General features: G+C 41.2%; 19 protein-coding genes. 9 read left to right on the forward strand and 10 right to left on the reverse strand.

Features of this window, described 5'->3' with window-relative positions:
• Positions 1-213: 213 nt before the first annotated feature.
• From ftsW to B9T25_RS04855, 5 genes are all read right to left on the reverse strand, one after another.
• Complete coding sequence (gene ftsW / locus B9T25_RS04835; protein ID WP_086187336.1) at positions 214-1410, reverse strand: putative lipid II flippase FtsW; 1197 nt, start codon at positions 1408-1410, stop codon at positions 214-216.
• A 21-nt stretch (positions 1411-1431) separates the two neighbouring features.
• Positions 1432-2778 carry a UDP-N-acetylmuramoyl-L-alanine--D-glutamate ligase gene (murD, locus tag B9T25_RS04840; RefSeq protein WP_086187337.1) on the reverse strand — a complete coding sequence of 449 codons (1347 nt, stop codon included), beginning with the start codon at positions 2776-2778 and terminating at the stop codon, positions 1432-1434.
• 163 nt (positions 2779-2941) lie between these two features.
• Positions 2942-3193 carry a DUF6587 family protein gene (locus B9T25_RS04845; protein WP_086187338.1) on the reverse strand — a complete coding sequence of 84 codons (252 nt, stop codon included), beginning with the start codon at positions 3191-3193 and terminating at the stop codon, positions 2942-2944.
• Positions 3194-3240: 47 nt separating this feature from the next.
• Positions 3241-5097, reverse strand: a complete 1857-nt coding sequence (feoB, locus tag B9T25_RS04850; protein ID WP_086187339.1) for a ferrous iron transporter B — start codon at positions 5095-5097, stop codon at positions 3241-3243.
• Positions 5094-5357: a FeoA family protein gene (locus tag B9T25_RS04855; protein ID WP_213032987.1), complete on the reverse strand. Its 264-nt coding sequence runs from the start codon at positions 5355-5357 to the stop codon at positions 5094-5096. Before B9T25_RS04855 ends, feoB begins: the two co-directional genes overlap by 4 nt.
• 172 nt (positions 5358-5529) lie before the next feature.
• On the opposite strand from B9T25_RS04855, the gene xerD reads away from it, so the two are divergent.
• The 4 genes from xerD (at position 5530) to thrC (ending at position 10076) form a co-directional block, all read left to right on the forward strand.
• Positions 5530-6447, forward strand: coding sequence for a site-specific tyrosine recombinase XerD (gene xerD, locus B9T25_RS04860; RefSeq protein ID WP_086187341.1), 918 nt, complete (start codon positions 5530-5532; stop codon positions 6445-6447).
• 188 nt (positions 6448-6635) lie between these two features.
• Positions 6636-7451: a DsbC family protein gene (locus tag B9T25_RS04865; protein WP_086187342.1), complete on the forward strand. Its 816-nt coding sequence runs from the start codon at positions 6636-6638 to the stop codon at positions 7449-7451.
• Between the two features lie 123 nt (positions 7452-7574).
• Positions 7575-8879: a homoserine dehydrogenase gene (locus B9T25_RS04870; protein ID WP_086187343.1), complete on the forward strand. Its 1305-nt coding sequence runs from the start codon at positions 7575-7577 to the stop codon at positions 8877-8879.
• Between the two features lie 57 nt (positions 8880-8936).
• Complete coding sequence (gene thrC / locus B9T25_RS04875; RefSeq protein ID WP_086187344.1) at positions 8937-10076, forward strand: threonine synthase; 1140 nt, start codon at positions 8937-8939, stop codon at positions 10074-10076.
• 207 nt (positions 10077-10283) lie between these two features.
• On the opposite strand, the gene B9T25_RS04880 is transcribed toward thrC, so the two are convergent.
• Complete coding sequence (locus B9T25_RS04880; protein WP_086187345.1) at positions 10284-11324, reverse strand: D-alanyl-D-alanine endopeptidase; 1041 nt, start codon at positions 11322-11324, stop codon at positions 10284-10286.
• Positions 11325-11543: 219 nt separating this feature from the next.
• Here B9T25_RS04880 and B9T25_RS04885 point away from each other — a divergent pair, with 219 nt between their 5' ends.
• From B9T25_RS04885 to B9T25_RS04895, 3 genes are all read left to right on the forward strand, one after another.
• Positions 11544-12179: a response regulator gene (locus B9T25_RS04885; RefSeq protein ID WP_086187346.1), complete on the forward strand. Its 636-nt coding sequence runs from the start codon at positions 11544-11546 to the stop codon at positions 12177-12179.
• Positions 12180-12211: 32 nt separating this feature from the next.
• The gene (locus B9T25_RS04890) at positions 12212-13780 is read left to right on the forward strand and encodes a sensor histidine kinase (protein ID WP_086187347.1); all 1569 of its coding nucleotides are present in this window, start codon (positions 12212-12214) and stop codon (positions 13778-13780) included.
• Positions 13781-13855: 75 nt separating this feature from the next.
• Positions 13856-15208 (forward strand): sigma-54-dependent transcriptional regulator, encoded by a 1353-nt coding sequence (locus B9T25_RS04895; RefSeq protein WP_416202350.1) that lies wholly within the window; start codon positions 13856-13858, stop codon positions 15206-15208.
• Between the two features lie 5 nt (positions 15209-15213).
• Here the strand turns inward: B9T25_RS04895 and B9T25_RS04900 are convergent, their stop codons facing one another.
• The 4 genes from B9T25_RS04900 to lptF form a co-directional block, all read right to left on the reverse strand.
• A complete protein-coding gene (locus B9T25_RS04900; protein ID WP_086187349.1) occupies positions 15214-16389 on the reverse strand; it encodes a S41 family peptidase in 1176 nt (391 codons plus the stop codon).
• A 26-nt stretch (positions 16390-16415) separates the two neighbouring features.
• Complete coding sequence (gene gpmI / locus B9T25_RS04905; RefSeq protein ID WP_086187350.1) at positions 16416-17963, reverse strand: 2,3-bisphosphoglycerate-independent phosphoglycerate mutase; 1548 nt, start codon at positions 17961-17963, stop codon at positions 16416-16418.
• Positions 17964-18085: 122 nt separating this feature from the next.
• Positions 18086-19156, reverse strand: coding sequence for an LPS export ABC transporter permease LptG (lptG, locus tag B9T25_RS04910; protein WP_086187351.1), 1071 nt, complete (start codon positions 19154-19156; stop codon positions 18086-18088).
• 1 nt (position 19157) lies between these two features.
• Positions 19158-20258, reverse strand: coding sequence for an LPS export ABC transporter permease LptF (gene lptF / locus B9T25_RS04915; RefSeq protein ID WP_086187352.1), 1101 nt, complete (start codon positions 20256-20258; stop codon positions 19158-19160).
• 159 nt (positions 20259-20417) lie between these two features.
• Between lptF and B9T25_RS04920 the strand changes: the two genes are divergently transcribed.
• Together B9T25_RS04920 and B9T25_RS04925 are read left to right on the forward strand one after the other, a co-directional pair.
• Positions 20418-21866: a leucyl aminopeptidase gene (locus tag B9T25_RS04920; RefSeq protein WP_086187353.1), complete on the forward strand. Its 1449-nt coding sequence runs from the start codon at positions 20418-20420 to the stop codon at positions 21864-21866.
• Entirely contained in the window at positions 21859-22266 is a 408-nt protein-coding gene (locus B9T25_RS04925) for a DNA polymerase III subunit chi (RefSeq protein ID WP_086187354.1), read from the forward strand. Before B9T25_RS04920 ends, B9T25_RS04925 begins: the two co-directional genes overlap by 8 nt.
• Positions 22267-22291: the final 25 nt, after the last annotated feature.

Raw genomic sequence — 22291 nt, forward strand, 5'->3', positions numbered from 1 at the left:
TCTTTTTACTGTGATTGTTAAAGCAAGAAATTGAAATTAGAAACAATAAATTTAGAACTTTTTTATTATTGATCTCCCCCCATTTCCCCTTTCAAAAGAGAAAGAAGAAATGAGCGAGAATACTTAATGATGGAGCGACCATGCCAAGCATCATCTACAGCATCCATACATCATATTAATGACTTGTATTTAAGCTAAATAATTGAATCAAACTTAGAAGCTTGATTCTTCTTTACTCGGATTGGTTTTTTGCGTGGTGGCATCAATTTTTAACACCAGACTAATCATCACCGCACACATAATTAAAGATGAGCCACCATAACTAATAAATGGCAAAGTCAAACCTTTAGTTGGCAACATGCCCATATTCATACCAGCATTTACCAAAATTTGCAGCAAGAAAATAATACTGATGCCATAAGCCAAATAGCCAGCACGTAGATACTGATGTTGCAAGGCACGATGACCAATTTTGATACAGCAGACCAACATGGTAAAGGACAATACTAAAACAGTCGCGATGCCAAAGAAGCCAAACTCTTCACCTAAAATTGCCAACATAAAGTCAGTATGTGCTTCAGGAAGATAGGCCATTTTTTGAATACTGTGTCCTAAGCCTACGCCTGCCCATTCACCACGACCAAAGGCCATCAGCGCGTTGGAGAGCTGATAACCTGTACCTAATGGATCAGCCCAAGGATCCGTAAAAGATAAAGCACGTTGTAAACGGTAAGGCTCGAAGATAATTGCAGCCGCTAAGCCCAGAATAATCGCCAGCATAAAACCAATGAACTGAATCGGCGGTGCACCTGCTAAAAAGAACACGCCCAAAATCATCAGGACAATCACCGCTGTGGCACCTAAATCCGGTTCAGCCAGAATTAAGCCAACCGTGATCACCATGACGCCACCTAAACGAAAGAGTCCCGATACGTTATTACGAACCTCTTCTGCCCGTCGTACTACATAATCCGCAGTAAAAATAGCCATCATGACTTTCGCCACTTCAGATGCTTGTAAAGTAAACCCTGCGATACGAATCCAACGTGTTGAACCATTCACTTCAGTACCAACGACCAACACCACCGCAAGCAATAAAATGGTCATTAGCCACAATGGAAATGTGTTATTAAACCAAATATTGAGCGATATTTTGTAAGTTAAAAATGCGGCAACGGCTGCGACCAGAATTGAAATTCCGTGTCGAATGACGTAGTGAAATGCATTTTCATGTAAACGGTCTGCATAGGGCATCGAAGCCGATGCCACCATGATCGAGCCTATACACAATAAGGCAATCACACAAAAAATCAGTACATTACGAGGTGTTAATTCAGCAGGGATTTTCGCTCCCCACACATTATAGACCTGATTAATTTTATTTATGGTCGTCTGAGCTAACCCAGCCATACAACTTTCCTTATCGTTCTTCTAAGCAAGTGTGTTCACACATTCAACAAACTGGTGTCCACGTTCACTATAACCTTTAAACATGTCAAAACTTGCACATGCAGGAGACAATAACACCACATCATGGGCTTGAGTATGCTGTTGACATAATTCTACCGCTTCTTGCAAAGATTCTGCATGAATCAGCGTCGTGGTATTGGCAATCGCTTTTTCAATCACAGCGCGATCTTCACCTATCAGTACTGCCACTTTTGCATATTTGGCTAAGGCATCACGTAAAGCTGTGAAATCCTGACCTTTACCCTGACCACCAAGAATAATTGCAACCTTGCCCTGTTGTGGCTCAATCGCAGCACCTAGACCATCAATCGCGGCCAGTGTCGCCCCAATATTGGTGCCTTTCGAATCATTGTAATAACGTACACCATGAACTTCTTTAACAAATTCACAGCGATGCTCTAATCCCTTAAAGGTTTTTAAAGTTTCAAGCATCGATGCACGTGGTAAATCAATCGCTTCGCCTAAAGCCAAACATGCCAAAGCATTGGCAACATTATGTGTACCTTGAATATACATCTCTGAACTTTTCAATATCCGTTCACGACCACGTGCTAACCAAATCGTGCCATCATTTTCTTTTAAGATGCCATATTGGTTCATATCTGGTGCATTTAAACCAAAGCTTTGCATTGGTGTAGCATCTGGGACCAATGGACGTGTCAGTGAGTCATCGCGGTTATACACCACCTTTTTCACCCCTTGAAAGATGCGATGCTTCGCGGTGTGATAGCCCATCATGTCACCATGACGGTCTAAATGATCTTCACTTATATTTAGTATAACCGCCACTTCTGCATGCAAATTCGAAGTGGTTTCTAATTGAAAGCTAGACAACTCTAAAATATATAGCTCTGGATCATCTTTGGTTAAATCCAGTGCAGGACAACCTAAGTTACCGCCTACAGCGACCTTAATCCCCGCATCTTTCGCCATGAGACCAATCAAAGTCGTTACAGTACTTTTGGCATTTGAACCCGTAATGGCCATAATCGGTTTGTCAGTAAAACGGCGTAAAATTTGAATTTCACTAACTACAGCAATGCCTTGAGCAATTGCAGCTTGAATTTCTGGCAATTTTGGATCCAGTCCCGGACTAATCACAATTTCTTCGGCTTGTAATAACAGTGCTTGATCGAGTTGACCGAAACTGGTTTGCACGTCACTTGGAATTTGGTCATGCCCCGGTGGAGTCTTTCGAGAATCTGTTACTGCAACGCGGTAGCCATGTTCATGTAAGAAATTTACTGCTGCAACACCTGAAATTCCGAGCCCTGCAACGACTTTTAATCCACCACGTTGTATTAACATTTTTGCCCCATATATTGGTACGTTGGTAAAACTGACAAAATGTTAGCACTTTGCTGTTTTGAATGCTTTTTCTGTTTTGACTTTATACGTCTTTTTTTGTGTCAGCGCGTAAAAAAACCGTCATAAGAAGACGGTTTTTTTAAATCAGCTTAGAACTAACGATTTATTTCCATTTTACAGCTTGGACTTCTACTTTTTTCTGTGCGCTGTCTTCCGTTGCGGCACAACCACAACTTCCACCGCAACCAGAAACCATCGCAGGTTTTAACCAATTTGCCAGCGTTGACCAACCTTGTTGACTACATCCATTGGACAGCGCCATAAAGACTAAGCTTGCCGTCTTAGGAAAGACTTTTTTGAAGACTACAAGCGTACTCCAAATCACCAATGCTGCAACAATAACAACTTCAATCATCTCAATCTCCTCTGCACATTATGTTGAGTCAAATAAAGTAAATTAAATTAACCCAAATAATGCGATGCAATTTGATACGTCAGGAAAGACATTAAATACGCCAAACCAAATAAATAAGCCGTCATAAAGCTGACCGTTTTCCACGATCCAGTTTCACGTTTTACTGTTGCCAATGTTGCAAGGCAATGCGGCGCATAAATAAACCAGACCAAAAGTGATAAAGCAGTCGCCAATGACCATCCCAAACTGCCATCACTGCTAATAATAGAAGCTAAACCTTGGGCAACGGCATCATCATCTGTCGCAGACAAGGCATAAACTGTGCCGAGTGCTGCCACCACAACTTCACGTGCCGCCATTGCAGGAATTAAAGCAATACAGATCTGCCAGTTAAAACCAAGCGGTGCAAAAATTGGTTGCATCACATGACCAAGCATCCCAGCCAGAGAATAATCAATCGCAGGTAAAGTCGCACCTTCAGGCGGTTGTGGGAAAGTACATAAGAACCACAATAAAATAGAAAGCGCAAAGATAATGCCACCGACACGTTTTAAGAAGATCTTGGCGCGGTCAAGTAAACCAATCCAAATACTTTTAGGATCGGGAAAGCGATAACTTGGTAATTCCATCAACAACATATGTTGTGATTTATCAGTTTGGAAAAATTTCAGCACAAATGAGACCAGTAATGCACTAACAATGCCTGCCATATACAAAGCAAACAACACTAAACCTTGTAAATTTAAAATACCCCAAACCATTTGTTCTGGAATAAATGCGGCAATCAATAATGCATAAACGGGTAACCGTGCTGAACAAGTCATCAGTGGGGCAACCAAAATCGTGGTTAAACGATCTCGGGGATCACTGATACTTCGTGTCGCCATAATTCCTGGTACAGCACATGCAAAACTCGACAATAATGGAATAAAAGCCCGACCACTTAAGCCTGCTTTAAACATCAATTTATCGAGTAAAAATGCTGCTCGTGGCAAATAGCCTGACTCTTCGAGTACCAAAATAAAGAAAAATAGAATCAAAATCTGTGGCAAGAACACCACGACACTGCCTGCCCCAGCAATAACACCATCCACCACTAGACTATTTAACAATGGATGTGAAATATACTGTCCGATAAATTCACCGAACCAAGCAAAGAAAGTTTCAATGCCATCCATGAAAGGTGCAGCCCAAGCAAATACGGCTTGGAAAACTACAAACATCATCAATGCAAGGCTGACTAAGCCCAATACGGGATGTAAGAATATTTTATCGAGGAAATCAGAGCGCTTATCTTCTTGATCAACGGAATGGACAACATCATGCAAAATCGTTTCAATTTTTTGATGACTATTACCTTTTAAGCCGCTCAGTTCTGTATGCGGTATTGAATATTTACCTTGATCCAGCGCATTCAGCAGGTTTTCAATCCCTGAATTCCGCACTGCCACGGTTTCCACCACTGGAATCCCTAAACGTTCTGAAAGTTTTTGCGTGTTGATTTGCATGCCACGACGACGTGCTTCATCCATCATATTCAGTACAAGTAGAATTGGGCGACCCAACTCGATCATTTCTAGCACCAAACCTAAATGTAGGTTTAAATTGGTCGCATCGACCACACACAAGAATGCGTCTTGTTGACTTTCTTCTGCAATTTTACCTTGTACTACATCTCGGGTAATCGCTTCATCTGGACTGGTGGCATCTAAACTATAGGTGCCCGGCAAATCTAAAACACGAACGGGCTGACCCGACGGCAGTGTAAATTGCCCGACTTTACGCTCAACAGTTACACCTGCATAGTTTGCAACTTTCTGACGCGTACCAGTTAGGTGGTTAAATAAAGATGTTTTACCGCAGTTTGGGTTACCTACTAGGGCAATACGCAGCGCATCACTCATGCAGGTGCTCCCTCAAGATTAATTTCAATTTTTTCAGCTTCAACTTTACGCAGTGCGAATCGGGTAAATCCAATTTGAATCAAAATAGGGTCTCCACCAAAAATACCTTTGGTAATCACCTGTACTTTTATACCTGGAACAAAACCTAGCGTCTCTAAACGACTGGCCACCACATCGTTTTGAACAAGATTGCCATCTAAAGTTCTGTTGACTTTGCTAATGGTGGCTGTTTGTTTCACTTTTAAATCAGATAAACGCACCGCATCTAATCCTAAAATATTTTCCCCAGTATACAAACAAATGAGAATAATTACCAAATAAGGTTTGATTCTAATTCTCATCTTGCGCTTGCACATCGACATTGTAAAAAAATTACTCTAAATTGATTAAGACCAAGAAAAACTTGAATTTTCCATTTAATGTAGAACTAATATGCTCAATAAAAAACCTCGTATTCCTGCGCCTGTGGGCATTCCTGAACATTTAAGTTTTTTACAGGGTTTCCGAGATGATTTAATTGCACAAACCGTAAGCCCGCATACACGCAACGCCTATCTATCTGATTTAATTCAATCTAGTGAATGTAATTCTGTTGCAATGCCTGATTGGTCTAGCGATGACGTTGCAAATGTTTTGTTAACATTAACTAAACAAGGTAAAAGTCCACGCTCCATCGCTCGCTCACTTTCTGCACTGCGTTCTTTTTATAAATTTTTACGTGAGCAAAAATTACGCTCGGATAACCCCGTGGCGACCCATAAAACTCCTAAAATTGGACGAGCACTCCCGAAAGACATTTCAGAGCAAGAAGTTGAAGCACTTATTCATGCACCCAACATTGAAACGGCATTAGGTCTACGCGATCGTGCCATGCTCGAAGTGCTTTATGCCTGTGGCTTACGGGTGACTGAATTACTCAATTTGCGCCTTGAATTGATTAATTTGAAACAAGGCTATTTGCGCATTGTCGGTAAAGGCAATAAAGAACGCTTGGTTCCTTTAGGACAAATGGCGTGTGAATGGATTGAAAAATACTTAAATGAAGCACGTTCTCAGTTGTATAAATCTGCCACAGACTATGTATTTTTAACGCAGCATGGCGGCATTATGAGCCGACAAAATTTTTGGTATGCCATTAAACGCTATGCGCTACAAGCTGGAGTTCAAGCCGAATTATCACCGCATACGTTACGTCATGCCTTTGCCACCCATTTACTCAATCATGGCGCTGATTTGCGCGTGGTTCAAATGTTATTAGGGCACAGTGATTTATCCACCACACAAATTTATACTCACGTTGCCCAAGTTCGTATGCAGCAACTACATGCGACTTATCACCCTCGCGCTTAAAGGGCTGTTTAGAACGCATATCAGACGATTAAGTATGAGGCTGATATCTCAAAGTGATTGCGACTGCACGAGGTTGTTCAGCAACAATGCAATCCATTGCTCAAATTTCACTAGCCCCTAACCAGCATGACGGTTTTTTGTTATGCTAAGCCACCTATTTTATCTATAGTTAAAAGAAAGGGTTAATTATGTCATCTACCCGCTCAAAAATTTTTATTGCATGTACTTTGGCAAGCAGCTTGGCAATAAGTGCTTGTTCCAACTCAAATAACGATGAAAAAAAGCAAAATACCTTAACGGCAAGCACACCAGCAACGGGAGAAGCATCTAATCTCTCTGAACGTAATACACAGCAGCGCCTCATCAGCACCCTGCAACAGCACTTCAAAAAAGCCAATATCAATGCCAAAGTGCTGGATATTAAAGCCACTGAAGTACCCAATCTGTATTGGGTCAATCTTGAAGGTATGTCGTCGGTCTATGCCACAGCCGATGGTAAGTACATTATTCAAGGTGATGTGCTGCGCTTAGGTGATAGTAAAATTCACAATGTTAGTGAAAACCTGCAATCTACAGCCAACAAAAAATTACTTGCTGATTTAAAAACTGAAGACCTTTTGGTTTATAAAGCCAAAGGTAAAACCCAGCATATTGTTTATGTCTTTACCGACACTAGCTGTCCGTATTGTCATAAATTCCATGAACATATGAGCGAAATTAATGCCAAAGGCATTGAAGTACGTTATATCGCATGGCCACGTGGCGAGCAGTTCATGCCAACGATGGAAAGCGTCTGGTGTAGTGCAGATCGTCAAGCTGCTTTTGATCAAGCTATTGCAGGTACAGCGCTTGCTCCAGCAACATGCAAAAACCCTGTCCGTGATCAGTATCAATTGGGTCTGAATATGGGGGTCAATGGTACGCCAGCAATTTATAACCAAGAGGGTGTTTATCTCGGTGGTTATCTCTCTCCAGAGGAATTGGTACAGCGTTTAAATAACTAATTTTTATTCGTTAATTTACTAATTTTTATAGTTCAAGATAAAGTGATTTCTTTCCTAGAGTCTGATGCTTTTTTTAGCTATGATCTAGGCTCGCTTAAAATTGATTAGATATTGGAGTGTGACGTGAAACCAGTTCGTCTGGCAATCCTCGGTCTTGGTACTGTGGGTGGTGGTGCCCTTAAACTATTAAAAGAAAACGCTGCTGAGATTAGACGTCGCACCGGTCGAGAAATTGAAATTACCTATGTCGGTACCCGTCGTCCGCGTCCCGATTTAGATCTACCAGAATCCGTTAAGCAAAGTGCTGACCTGTTAGATATTGTCCGTCAACCTGATGTCGATGTTGTGGTTGAAGTCATGGGTGGGATTCATCCTGCCTATGAAGTGATTATGGAAGCCATGAAACACGGCAAACACATTGTCACAGCAAATAAAGCATTGCTTGCTGAGCATGGCACTGCTTTATTTAAAGCGGCTGATGACTATAAAGTGCAAATTGCCTATGAAGCGGCTGTTGCTGGTGGTATTCCGATTATTAAAGTCATTCGTGAAGGTTTAGCCGCGAATAAAATTGATTGGCTTGCCGGTATTATCAATGGCACAGGCAACTTCATTTTGTCCGAAATGCGTGAAAAAGGTCGTACCTTTGCCGATGTACTAACAGAAGCGCAAGAATTGGGCTATGCCGAAACAGACCCAACTTTTGACGTGGAAGGCATTGATGCGGCACACAAATTAACCCTGCTGGCATCAATCGCTTTTGGTATTCCTTTACAGTTCGATAAAGTCTTCACTGAAGGCATCAGCAAAATTACGGCGCAAGATGTCAAATATGCTGAAGAACTCGGTTTCCGGATCAAGCATTTGGGTATTGCACGCCGTGCCGCAAAGGGTATTGAACTGCGTGTCCATCCGACCTTAATTCCTGCTGAAGAATTGCTTGCCAATGTCAATGGGGTAAAAAATGCCATCTTGGTTCAAGCCAATGCAGTCGGTCCAACCCTATATTACGGTGCAGGTGCAGGTGCAGGTCCAACAGCGTCTGCTGTGGTTGCCGATGTAGTCGATATTGTACGTGATATTGCCTATACCGAAGATGGTGCAGGTACGATCCCACAATTGGCCTTTGAAGCCTTAAGCGACTTGCCTATTCTTTCACGTGAAGAAATGACCACAGGATACTACATCCGCATTAATGCCGAAGATCAAATGGGTGTGCTTGCTGATGTCACCACAATTTTAAGCCGTGCTGGAATTAGCATTGATGCCATCATGCAACAACCACGCTTAAAAGATTTGATTCCGATCGTGATTCTCACCGATCCTGTGCTTGAATCAAAAATGGATGAAGCGCTTCAACAAATTCAAGCATTGCCTTTCATTCATGGCGAGATTGTACGAATTCGTTTAGAATCGCTTGATAATTAATCGGGTTGAGGGGAGTCTTTCCCCTTGCCAAGCTCTATACACAATTGGAACATCATCATGTCTAATGCCAATCGATATACTGGTTTAGTTGACCGTTATCGCGACCGTTTACCAGTATCTGCAACCACTCGTGCAATCTCTTTAGGCGAAGGTAATACGCCATTGATTAAGCTTGAGAACATTCCCCGCATTATTGGTAAAGATGTTGAAATCTATGTGAAGTACGAAGGCTTAAACCCGACGGGTTCATTTAAAGACCGTGGTATGACCATGGCGGTCACCAAGGCGGTTGAAGAAGGCTCTAAAGCCATTATTTGTGCTTCTACGGGTAATACTTCTGCTGCTGCGGCTGCTTATGCTGCACGTGCAGGCATCAAAGCATTCGTGCTCATCCCAGAAGGCAAAATTGCCATGGGTAAAATGGCACAAGCAATGATGTACGGTGCGATTACCATGCAAATCCGTGGTAACTTCGATGACGGTATGCGTCTAGTCAAAGAAGTGGCTGATCAAGCACCAGTCACGATTGTTAACTCAATCAACCCTTACCGCTTGCAAGGTCAAAAAACTATTGCTTACGAAATTGTTGAAGCTTTAGGTCGTGCGCCTGATTATCACTGCTTACCTGTGGGTAACGCAGGTAACATCACTGCACATTGGATGGGTTATACCGAAGCTGTTGCCAATCAGCCGAAAGACCAGTTCGAACCAGTGATTTACGATGCTGCAACGGATGCTTTCACAGGGCCAAAACCAGCAGGCTTACCAATCATGGTCGGTTATCAAGCTTCAGGTGCTGCACCCTTCCTACGTGGTGGTCCAGTTGCAAATCCTGAAACAGTCGCAACAGCGATTCGTATTGGTAACCCACAAAGCTTTAACCACGCTAAAGCGGTTGTACGTGATTCAAACGGTTGGTTTGATGAACTACAAGATAGCGAAATTTTAGAAGCACAACGCCTGCTTTCTATGTACGAAGGTGTCTTTGTTGAACCTGCATCTGCAGCTTCAATTGGTGGTGCAATTCGTGACATCAAAGCAGGTAAAATTGCTGAAGGTTCAGTGATTGTTTGTACCGTAACAGGCAATGGCTTAAAAGACCCAGACACAGCAATCAAACAATGTTCTGATGCAGTGATGTTAACCATTGATGCAACCATGAACGATGTAAAAAGCTCTATTCTTTCCAATATGTAAGCATAGAATTTCATCAATAAAAAACCAGTTGCCTGCAACTGGTTTTTTATTGGGTCGTTATCTATCAATTTTCTTAATCAGCATACTCTTGCAGTTCATCGCATGCATAAAATGGACAACTGAGACTCATTCTGTCGTTATGCATAAAAATCTAAGTAAATAAAAAACTCTTCCGAAGAAGAGTTTTTACAAGGACTAAAAATCGTATTAAATACGTTTTGGTAACTGGCTTGTCCAATTCATTAAACGCATTGCATCTTCAGTACGTGCTTGAGAACTGTCCGCCCCCAATAGCACCACAATCGCTGGACGATTATTCAAAGTGGTGTGCATAACGACACAGCGTCCTGCTTCATTAATATAACCTGTTTTAGAAATATTAATATTCCAACCACCATTACGCACCAAGGCATTGGTATTATTCGATTTCAATACTCGATAACCCAAATTAAAATCATAACTTGGCGTGGTTGAGAACTGACGGATTAACCCATATTGATAAGCAGCACTGACCAAAATACCTAAATCACGTGCAGAAGCGATATTGCGTGGATCAAGCCCAGTCGATTCATAATAATGAGCGGAAGTCATACCTAAAGATTTTGCTTTGGTATTCATCGCAGCTATAAAAGCAGCACGACCACCGGGGTAAGTTCGAGCTAAAGCAGCTGCAGCCGGATTTTCAGACTTCATTAACGCCAATAATAAAACTTCCGCACGATTCATTGAGTCGCCAGCACGTAAAGTCGAGCTTGAGTTCTTACCACCCGCTCCTGCAAAATCAACCGACTGTAAAGTAATGTCTTCAGACATATTCAGCCTAGCATCAGCAATGACCACCGCAGTCATCAGTTTCGTAATCGATGCAATCGGCAACGCTGCATTGGTATTTTTACTGTATAGCACTTCCCCTGTTTGAGAATCCATCACCAATGCTGCACGTGCATTAACTACAGGTTGAGTGCTATAACGCGAATTATTTAAAATTTGTACCGTTTGAGGTGCAGAATGCGACACAACTCCATTCGAACTACGCACAGAAGTGGTAATTTTAGTTGAACCTTGTGGCGTTGCTTCGTCGCTTGATGAAATATCACCATTGAGTAGCTGTTGAGCATCTTCAGAGGACCAATTTAAAACTGCCCCCTCGGAAGCATCCATGATGAGTTCTGCAAAGCTGCTTGAACTTATACTAAGTAAAATTGAAATACTTAGTACATGCATTAAAGATTTGTTCGAATTTTTCACGATGGTTCACTCAACTCTGGGAGGTAAGATACATTTGTGCATTACCTCAAATATGTCTTACATTCTAACACAAAGGTGAGTGTTTTTTAAGCGCACAACTTTATGTCTAACATTTCATTTAAAGATTAAGAATAGCATTGCTAATTTTGTCATTTCATTGCAAGCTTATTTTGCTTTATGTAACAAAAAAACATGCTTTTTTATTTGAGGGAGAACGAGGTGATCACAGTTTTAGTAGTAGATGATCATGAGTTAGTACGTACCGGGATTTGCCGAATGCTCGAAGACCATGCGGATGTTCAAGTCATTGGTCAAGCTGAATCTGGAGAAGAAGCGATTACCTTAGTCCGTCAACATCACCCCAATGTGGTCTTACTTGATGTGAATATGCCGGGCATTGGTGGGGTAGAAACCACCCGACGCCTATTGCAAACCGCACCTGAGACCAAAGTTCTTGCTGTCAGTGGTTTAGCGGAAGAACCTTACCCTTCATTATTATTAAAAGCGGGTGCTAAGGGTTATATTACCAAAGGTGCTCCAGTCACAGAGATGATTCGTGCCATCAACAAGGTCATGCAAGGCGGCAAATATTTTAGTGCCGACATTGCGGAACAACTGGCCAGTTCATATCTTTCAGATACACAACAGTCGCCATTTAATGCATTATCAGAACGTGAAATGCAGGTAGCAATGATGGTGGTGAATTGTATTAGTGCGCAAGAAATTGCTGACAAACTATTTGTCAGTGTTAAAACCGTCAATACTTACCGTTACCGTATTTTCGAAAAACTTAATTTAGATAGTGATGTAAAACTGACCCATTTAGCCATTCGTTATGGGCTGATTAAACCTTAATACTTTTTAATTTCGCTTTCTAGAAGACATGCATGACGCAAAACAGCAATACTTTTGAGTATAATCAATATCATTTAGGCATGTGGTATGCCACCTATAGACTGATTATTGCGACATGCCTTCTACTGATTTTTGTACTGACCCATCAAGGCTTAAATACCGATTATCAATATCCTCAGCTTTATTTTTATGTGCTGATAGGCTACGTCACAATCAGTTTTATCCAATTAATTTTGATTAAAAAAATAAGATCAAAAATCTCACAACAATTTATTTTTTTATTTACTGCCGATGTCATCGCTTTAAGCTTACTGACTTTAGCCATGGATGGACCTAATCTACATTTAAGTTTACTTTTCGTGATTACCATTTTTGCAGCGTCTTTATTACTCGATGCAAAAAAGGCACTGATCATTACCCTAATTGCGGTCATTAGTATTGTTTATCAGCTTTTTTTGGGTAGCTTATTTGATTTTTCATCACTCAATAATATCGGCAATAGCGCCCTGTTGGCTTTTCTCTTTTTTGTCGTGTATGGCAGTGGTCAAGTGGCGGTACGACGCTTCCAATTGTTAGAAAATTTAAATTTTTCGCAATCTTTGGAACTCAATCGACTACAAAATTTGAACCGCTATATTTTGGAACAGATTGAACTGGGTTATTTGGTCTTAGATGAAAACTGTCATATTGTACTCAGCAACCCTGCTGCATGTATGCTGTTAGGTATTCCTCCGCTCTATGCTTATGATAAATATCCCTTATACAAAATCCAGCCTGACTTATTTGAATTACTCAAATTCGATCAACTGAATAACGGCGAAAAATTTCAGTTCGAGTCGCAACTGAGTCTGTATCATATGCACATTGAAGTGCAAAAATTAATTGTGCCACATCAAACCCTGACCCTGTTGGTGCTACAAGATGCCCGTAAACTCAATCAAAGAGTACAACAATTAAAACTCGCAGCATTAGGACAACTTTCAGCCAGTATTGCGCATGAAATTCGTAATCCCCTCGCTGCCATTGTTCAAGCCAATGAACTGCTGATGGATAGTGATCCAGAGCAACAGCAACGATTAAGCCAAATGATTGCTAAGCAAGCGCTACGGATTGATTGCATCATCCAAGACACACTCAATATGGTGCGCAATAAAGAAACCCATCCTACACAGCTGCAACTCAATCAATTTATTCCACAATTCCTACAAGAAGATTTATCGGATGTTGCACAACAAATTAAATGCAGCATACAAGATAAAATGACGATCACTTTTGATGAGGCTCAACTGCGGCAAATTTTGATTAACTTACTACGTAATGCCATTCGGCATAATGCTCCAGCGCATTCAAATATCGAATTAAATATCTATTCACATGAATCCAATGTCCGAATTGATGTCCGTGATTTTGGTTCTGGCGTAGCTTCACAGGACCTTGCTTATTTATTTCAACCTTTTTTTAGTACCGAAATTACTGGAACTGGTTTAGGATTGTATTTATCACATAGTTTTTGTGAAGCAAATCAAGCGGAACTTAACTATGTAAAACAAGAACAAGGGGCATGCTTTCGAATAGAATGCCTACGAGTTGCTTTAAATTAATATTTCTGGGGTGTAACTGTGGAACGACAACCACTTGTTTTGTTAGTGGATGATGAGGAAGATTTATGTACTTTGATGCAAATCTCTTTATCGCGTATAGGAATAAAGACCCATATTGCACATCGTCTAGAACAAGCAAAAAAACTCTTATCTGAAAATAGTTATGATGCCTGTTTAACAGATTTAAATTTACCTGATGGTAATGGACTACAACTGGTCGAATGGTTGACTCAACGTTTTCCTTCCTTACCAGTGGCAGTCTTGACTGCTTATGGCAATATGGACATTGCGATTGCCGCATTAAAAGCAGGTGCTTTTGATTTTGTCAGTAAACCGATTAATCAAAAACACTTGGAACAACTTTTACAAAAAGCCTTAAACAAACCAATTGAGCATTTAAATAGTAAAGAAGATAGTTTGGAACAAAAATTGTTGATTGGACAATCGCTGCCGATTCAACAATTACGCATTACCTTAAATAAAATTGCTCGTTCTCAAGCACCGGTCTTTATTACTGGTGAATCAGGGACAGGTAAAGAAGTCATTGCTAATCTGGTACACCGTTTAAGCAATCGTAATGAAGGTCCTTTTATTGCGATTAACTGTGGCGCTATTCCAACTGAACTGATGGAAAGTGAGCTGTTTGGACACAAAAAAGGCAGCTTTACTGGTGCAACACAAGATAAACAAGGTCTGATTCAGTCTGCACATGGCGGTAGTTTATTTTTAGACGAAGTTGCTGAACTGCCTTTAAGTATGCAGGTCAAATTGCTTCGTGCTGTGCAAGAAAAACGTATTCGCCCTGTTGGTTCGGACACTGAAATTGATGTCGATTTTCGGGTCATTAGTGCCAGTCACCAAGACTTAGAAGCCTTGGTACAACAAGGTAAATTTCGACAAGACTTATTTTTCCGTATTCATGTGATGGATCTCGTGCTTCCTCCACTACGTGAACGGGGGGATGATATTCTTTTATTAGCCTATCATTTTATTCAAAAAATCAGTCAAGAATGGGGTATTCCGAGCAAGCAGTTGACGGAGCGCTCCCGAAACTTTTTGCTGGGTCAATATTATCCCGGTAATGTCCGAGAACTACGCAATATTATTGAACGCGCAATAACGTTAAGTGATGACGAAAAAATTGACTTGCCGAATTTACAAAGTGCGCCATTACGTTATCCAATCGCCAGTACAATAGCAGATCAGGAATCCACAATCATTCCTCGTACTGAAATTTTGCTAACGTCTAAAAAGCTACCCGATGAAGGTCTAGAACTCTATTTAGAAAATATTGAAAAAGATATTTTACTCAATGCACTCAATCTGACCCATTGGAACAGAACGCTGGCCGCAAAAAAATTGGGCATGTCTTTTCGTTCTTTACGTTATCGCTTAAAGAAATTTGGCTTAGATACTGATGATGAATAGACTGTTTATTTACGGTTGAGAATAATGTCTGCAACATGTTCAAGGTAGCTTTCCTCTTTCATGTCATGTTGCAGAGAATATTGTTGGTTGGGCTGAATTCCAATCCCTTCAATCATGTTACCTTGAGGCGTGTAGTAATGCGATACCGTCATCTGCAAAGCAGCACCATTGGACAAAGGGAATAGTTTTTGTACTACCCCTTTTCCATAACTTTTTTCACCCACAACCCATGCACGACCATGATCTTTTAATGCTGCGGTAAATACTTCAGCTGCTGAAGCAGAACGGCTATTCATTAAAATACCCAGCTTTAAATTTTGAAACTCTAAACTGGGTAAGGCTTGAAATTGTTGATCACCTTCAGAACGACTTTTGGTGGAGACAATCACCCCTTGATTCAAAAACAAATCCGCCGACTCCACCGCAGCAGATAAGAGTCCACCGGGGTTGTTTCTTAAATCAAGTAAGACGGCTTTCAAGCGTGAAGACGAATGTTCTTCAATTAAACGCTTAATTTCATTGGCTGTATCTTGCTGGAATACTTTTATTTTTATCACTAGAACCTGATTACGTAATACATTGGCTTGTATATCGGTTTCTATTTTTTTATTGCGGACTAAAGTCATTGGCGCACTATTTTGAGCCAGCTGTAAACTTAAAGTCGAGCCAATAGCGCCATTAAGTAGACTCTGCACCTGATCATGATTGAGTTTTTTCAGCTCTTGATCGTCAATTTTAAATACAGCGATGCCATTACTTAAACCTTGTTTGGTCGAATCGGCGTTATTTTTTAAGCCTTGAATCACCCACTGATGTAGCTGTTGATCATAAATCAGTTCAAAGTCAACCGAGGCCATATCACCTTCGGTATATTGCAACAGTAGCTTATAATCTTCTGGGCTTAAATAACGAGAATAACGGTCTAGCCCACCAACCAAACCTTTAATCGCTTGTTGAAACAAAGTATCGTCATTTTTTTCATCAACATAATTGTCTTTGACAATGCTATAAATTTGCACAAATTGCTGAATCGACTCCACTGGAACTTCAGCATAATTTTGTTCAGCTTCATCAGCAAAATCTAAAACAGGTGGGTTTTTTACCGCCCCAAGAGCTGAATGGCTCACGCACATGAATAATGTGGTTAAAGTGATAACCATCTTCCAGCGTTGTAAAGCCATCCGTTCACCTGTTTATACGATTTATTTTATGCGTCTAAAGTAATCAAATTACGACCTTGCATTTCTTTAGGTACAGGAATTTGCATTAAGCTTAATAATGTCGGTGCGACATCGGCAAGTACACCGCCTTCAGCAATCGTTGCAGAAGTTGGCCCTACGTAAATGAAAGGCACAAGTTCGGTAGTATGTTGCGTATGGACTTGTCCACTTTTGTAGTCTTGCATTTGCTCTACATTACCATGGTCAGCCGTAATCAGCATATGACCTTTTTGAGCCATCACCGCTTCATAAACACGACCTAAACAGGTATCTACTGTTTCCACTGCTTTCACTGCAGCATCAAATACACCCGTGTGTCCAACCATATCACCATTGGCAAAGTTAACCACTAACAAGTCAAACTCACCCGAGTTAATCGCAGCCACTAACTCATCGGTAACTTCATAAGCACTCATTTCAGGCTTAAGATCATAGGTTGCAACATTAGGTGATGGAATCAGGATGCGTTTTTCACCTGGATATTCATCTTCACGACCGCCACTGAAGAAGAAAGTCACGTGTGCATATTTTTCAGTTTCAGCAATACGCAGTTGAGTTTTACCTAAATTCGATAAATATTCACCAATCGAGTTATGCAATGCATCTGGCATATAAGCCACTGGTGCATCAATCGTGGCTTGATAACGCGTTAACATCACAAATTTAGACAGATTTGGAACCACTTTACGTTCAAAACCTGCAAAATCTTTTTCGACAAATGCTTTGGTAATTTCACGGGCACGATCCGCACGGAAATTCATAAATACAACGCTATCATCGTCTTGAATTTTAGCCACATCGCCAATGCGCGTCGCTTTAACAAATTCATCATTTTCTTTAGCAGCATAAGCTTGCTCTAAGCCTTCTACGGCTGTTGTCGCGGTACGTACTGCTTCACCTTCAGTCAATAAACGATAGGCTTGTTCAACGCGATCCCAACGATTATCACGATCCATGGCAAAATAACGCCCAATCATGGTCGCAATACGCCCTTGCCCTGAATATTGTGCAAAGAGCGCATCTAATTTTTCGAGTGATGGTTGGGCACTTTTAGGTGGTGTATCACGACCATCCAAGAACGCGTGTAAATAAACTTTCGCGCCTCGTTTTAAGGCCAACTCGCACATCGCCACAATATGGTCTTCATGCGAATGTACACCACCCTGTGACAACAAACCCAAAATATGTATAGCACCATGAGCAGCTTTGGCTTTTTCAACTGCATCAATCAAAACTTGATGCTCAAAAAAAGCACCGGTACGAATATCTTTAGTAATACGGGTAAAATCTTGATACAACACACGACCTGCACCCAGATTCATGTGACCCACTTCAGAATTGCCCATTTGACCATCAGGTAGCCCCACATCTTCACCTGAACCTGAAATCAAACTATGTGGATGCTTTTCTTGCATAGCCGTTAAATGAGGTCGTTTGGCTGCTAAAAAAGCATTGTCTTCGACCGTTTCGCGATGCCCTACACCATCCATAATTACCAATACGTGAGGGATTTTGCCAGCAGTTGCACCCGTCATAATGAACACTCTTTTGTTTACAATTTCATCGTCATATCTTACCGAATTTTCGGTCAAGACTCTATCTGCAGATCATAACTAAAGTGATCATACACAGTATTTTATCGGGCTCTATTCCATGATTAACGGGCGCGTCGCAGTAAATAACCGCCCACCAGCATCATGAAAATAATCGGTATAAATACAAACCATGCTGGTGAAGGTGAATACACTAAACTTGCATAGCCCAAGAAATCTTGTAGATAGAAAAATCCTAAGCCAATGAACAAGGCAATCACCAAACGAAACCCCATCGACTGTTGACGTAAAGGACCAAAAATAAAGGAACAGGCAATCAGCACCAATGCGATTAAAGCAAAGGGCGAAGCCAGTTTTTGCCAAAATGCCAGTTTATAGGTTTTCGGTACTTGGCTGTATTCATGCATATAGCTCATAAAACTGACCAATTGGCTAGGTGATAAATCCTCAGGGTCAATGGTTACCATATGCACATATTTAGGTTGCAATGCCAAAGCCAAAGGCAACTGCTCTGCTGTAACCACTGTTGCATTACCCTGCGGTAAAATATCAATTTGCGAAGCAGCCTTTAGATTCCAAGCGCCATCTTTGACGAACTGCCCTTGCTCGGCATTTAACACTCCTTTCAAGCGATACTGATCATCAAAGTCAACCACTTGAACATGTTTGAGCTGTCCTTGTGCATTGGCATAATCAATATAAATAAAACGCTGACCTTCACGTGTCCAATAACCGTTCACTTCACCCAATGAATTTACACTGCGGTGATCTTTCACGCTTTTGGCTTGTTCGTTGGTATATGGAATTACCCATTCACTGAGAACAAAGGATAACACCACCAAAATTAATGCCGAGCGAATGACCCAACCGACAATGCGCCACAAACTAATCCCAACTGAACGCATCACCACCAATTCACTATTGGAAGCTAAAGCCCCTAAACCTAAAACCGCACCAATTAAAGCGGAAATCGGTAAGATTTCATATAAATAACGAGGTGCGCTCCAAAGTACGTAAACCAAGGCATTCCAAGCGCTATAGGTTTCATTTAACTCACCTAATTCACCTAAATAGGTAAATAAAACTTGTAGAACCGATAAAATAACAGTTGCACCCAGCATCGCTAATGCTGTGGTTTTGGTCACATGTTTGGCAATGATTCGACGTGCTAACATTTTAAGACCTCACCTGCTGAATTCGTTTCTTAATTTTAGGAGCAAGCTTTTGTTTACGTGAAAATAATGCTGCAGCAACACCATACACCACCAAAACCAACGGATATGCCCCAATTCCCATTTCATCTTTACTGACTCGCGTTTTCACCGCCATCAGTGCCACAATCAAACTGGCAAAAATCAGTAAAGCAGGAAAGAGTTTTAAATAACGTCCTTGGCGTGGACTGACTTCTGAAAGTGCTATGGCTAAGGCTAGAGCCACCACAACAGAGAATGGCACAAAAATACGCCAGCCCAATTCACTCGCTACGACAGGGTCAGCACGATTATTCCAAAGTTTAGAAATAGGTAGTGCTTCAACTTCGGCACTTTCAAATTTAGCTTCTGTGTCACTTTCTAACCGTAAACGATAGGATTGAAATTCTGCTTGGCTATATTTAGGTTTGCCTGGAAAAAATTCATAACGACGCCCTTCGACCAAATCGACAATACTGGCCGTTTCATTGGCGACTTCGACACGAGTTGCTTCTTTCGCCAAAATCATTACATCAGGTTTACCAGGTTTTTGGGCACGTTGATAGAAAAAGACATCTTTTAGATTACGACGGTCTTCTGACAAATCGCCGGCATAAATGGTATAGGGGCCCGATGAAATGAACTCCTTCGGGCGAACCAAATCGAAGCCCGTCCTCACCGCTTGATTGGTTGTCAATTCCTCAAACTGACGCAGCCCCCAAGGAGACATCCAAATCATTAGCCCCGATTGTACGACAAGAAAAACCACGGTCAGCGGAATCAGTAAACGCCCTAGCTGATGCCGACTGACACCACTACTATTGAGTACCGCCATTTCATGGTCAACATACAAGCGCCCAAAAACCAACATCAAGCCAATAAAAAAACCCAATGGAAGAATTAAAGTCAAAAATTCTGGCAGTCGATAACCAATAATACTAAACAGGATACTAACGTCTAAACGACCTTGCGCCGCAACACCAAAGTACTTGATCAGTCGACCACCCATCATGATTAAGGTCAATAAGGCAATTACAACCAAGGATGTAGACACCACTTGCTTGACCAAATAACGCCGAATAATCAAATTAATTCTTCCAAAAAAGAGGCAAATAAAAACTAGGCTTAGTTTACCCGAATGGTGAAAATATAAAACCTATACTGTTGTTGCGCATTGAAACTCTATTCATAGAAATGTTTCAATGGTTTAATGGTTTGCAAACATTCAAAGGCATGAATACAGAACATGAAACTAACAATTAATACGTCATTCCAAGAGAATGCATCTAGCCCATATTTGTTGATATTAGTCGATTCTGAGCAGCTACAAAAGGCAGCGACATCTTATGAAATCAACAACTTAAGCTCTTTAGTCGAAGCAGTACAATTTAAAGCAAGTTTAACCGAAAGCTTACCACTCATCGGGAAAGTATCTGTATGTAGTAATACTGTACTCATCGGCATGGATAAAGCCGCTGATCTACAACCGAATAAGTTAGCAAAAATCGCGCAAAGCATTATCAAAACGTCACAAAAAAAATTCAAACAGATTAGTATTGATATTTCCGCATTAGCAGCAGATCAACATTATTTATTTGCCTTGGCTTTAACCCAAGCTGCATATGCTTTTGATGAATACAAATCGAAAAAAAATGAATTCATACTCGAAAATATTCATCTGATTTCGAACAACAGTACCTTGAACCCACAACAACTTAACTTGATTCATGCTGTGCAATCAGGTCAAAACTGGGCGCGTGATTTAGGCAATCGCCCGGGAAATATTTGCTTCCCTGAATATTTAGCAGAGCAAGCACAAGCTCTCGCTGCACAATATCCTGACTTGCTCAAAGTCACGGTGATTAATGAACAACAAATGGCTGATTTAGGCATGAATGCCTTCCTTGCAGTGAGCAAAGGGTCGGATCGTCCCGGTCGTGTGATTACCCTTGAATATAAAGCCCATACCGAACAAGCCCCTGTGGTCTTGGTGGGTAAAGGGGTCACCTTTGATACTGGCGGTATTTCACTCAAACCTGGTGCGGGTATGGATGAAATGAAATACGATATGTGTGGTGCTGCATCTGTGTTAGGTGCAATGCGTGCGCTATGTGAAGCAAAATTACCCATTCATGTGGTTGGTGCAATTGCTGCCGCTGAAAATATGCCTTCTGGTCGTGCAACGCGTCCGGGGGATATCGTCAAAACCATGAGCGGTCAAACAGTAGAAATTTTAAATACCGATGCGGAAGGTCGTTTGGTCTTATGCGACACCCTAACTTATATCAAACGCTTTAATCCTGCATTAGTCATTGATATTGCAACTTTAACTGGTGCATGTGTGGTTGCCTTAGGTTCAGTACTGACTGGTCTATTCACCCCAGATGATGAACTGGCTGCTGAAATTCATGCTGCGGGACAAACATCATTTGACCGTGTATGGCGCATGCCCGTCATTGACGATTACCAAGAACAACTTGATTCGCCCTTTGCTGATATTGCCAATATTGGTGGCCCTAAAGCTGGTTCCGTCACCGCAGCCTGCTTCTTACAGCGCTTCACGCGTGAATACCGCTGGGCACATTTAGATGTTGCTGGTACTGCATGGAACTCAGGTTCGGCTAAAGGTGCAACTGGTCGTCCTGTGCCATTATTGCTACAGTTTTTAGCCAATCGTGCGCAGTCCAATGGCTAAAGTAAGCTTTTACTTATTTGAAAAAAGTCCCGAACGGCAAGTGGAAAGCACTTGCCGTTTGTGCCGTAAGATTCTGAAACAGCCTGAACGTATTTGGTTATATTGTACAGACTCAGACTTACAACAGCAGCTCGATGAACGATTGTGGAGTTTTGATCCCAGCAGTTTTATGCCGCATGGTATTGATCAGGAATCGGCTACAATTTGTATTTCATCTCGCCTGCCAGAACAATCGGACTGGATCGTGTTTAATTTTAACAATCAAGCGCTTGAACAGATTGATAAATTTAGTCACATTATAGAAATCATCGAAAATAATGAATCGGCAAAACAACTGGGTCGTGAAAAATTTAAACAATACCGATGTTTAGGTATTGAACCACGCACTTTCAAACTTTAGCCGATCAACCCAATTAAGGAGATAT

Origin of the sequence: Acinetobacter sp. ANC 4470 (assembly GCF_002135335.1) — a bacterium.
Classification (GTDB): domain Bacteria; phylum Pseudomonadota; class Gammaproteobacteria; order Pseudomonadales; family Moraxellaceae; genus Acinetobacter.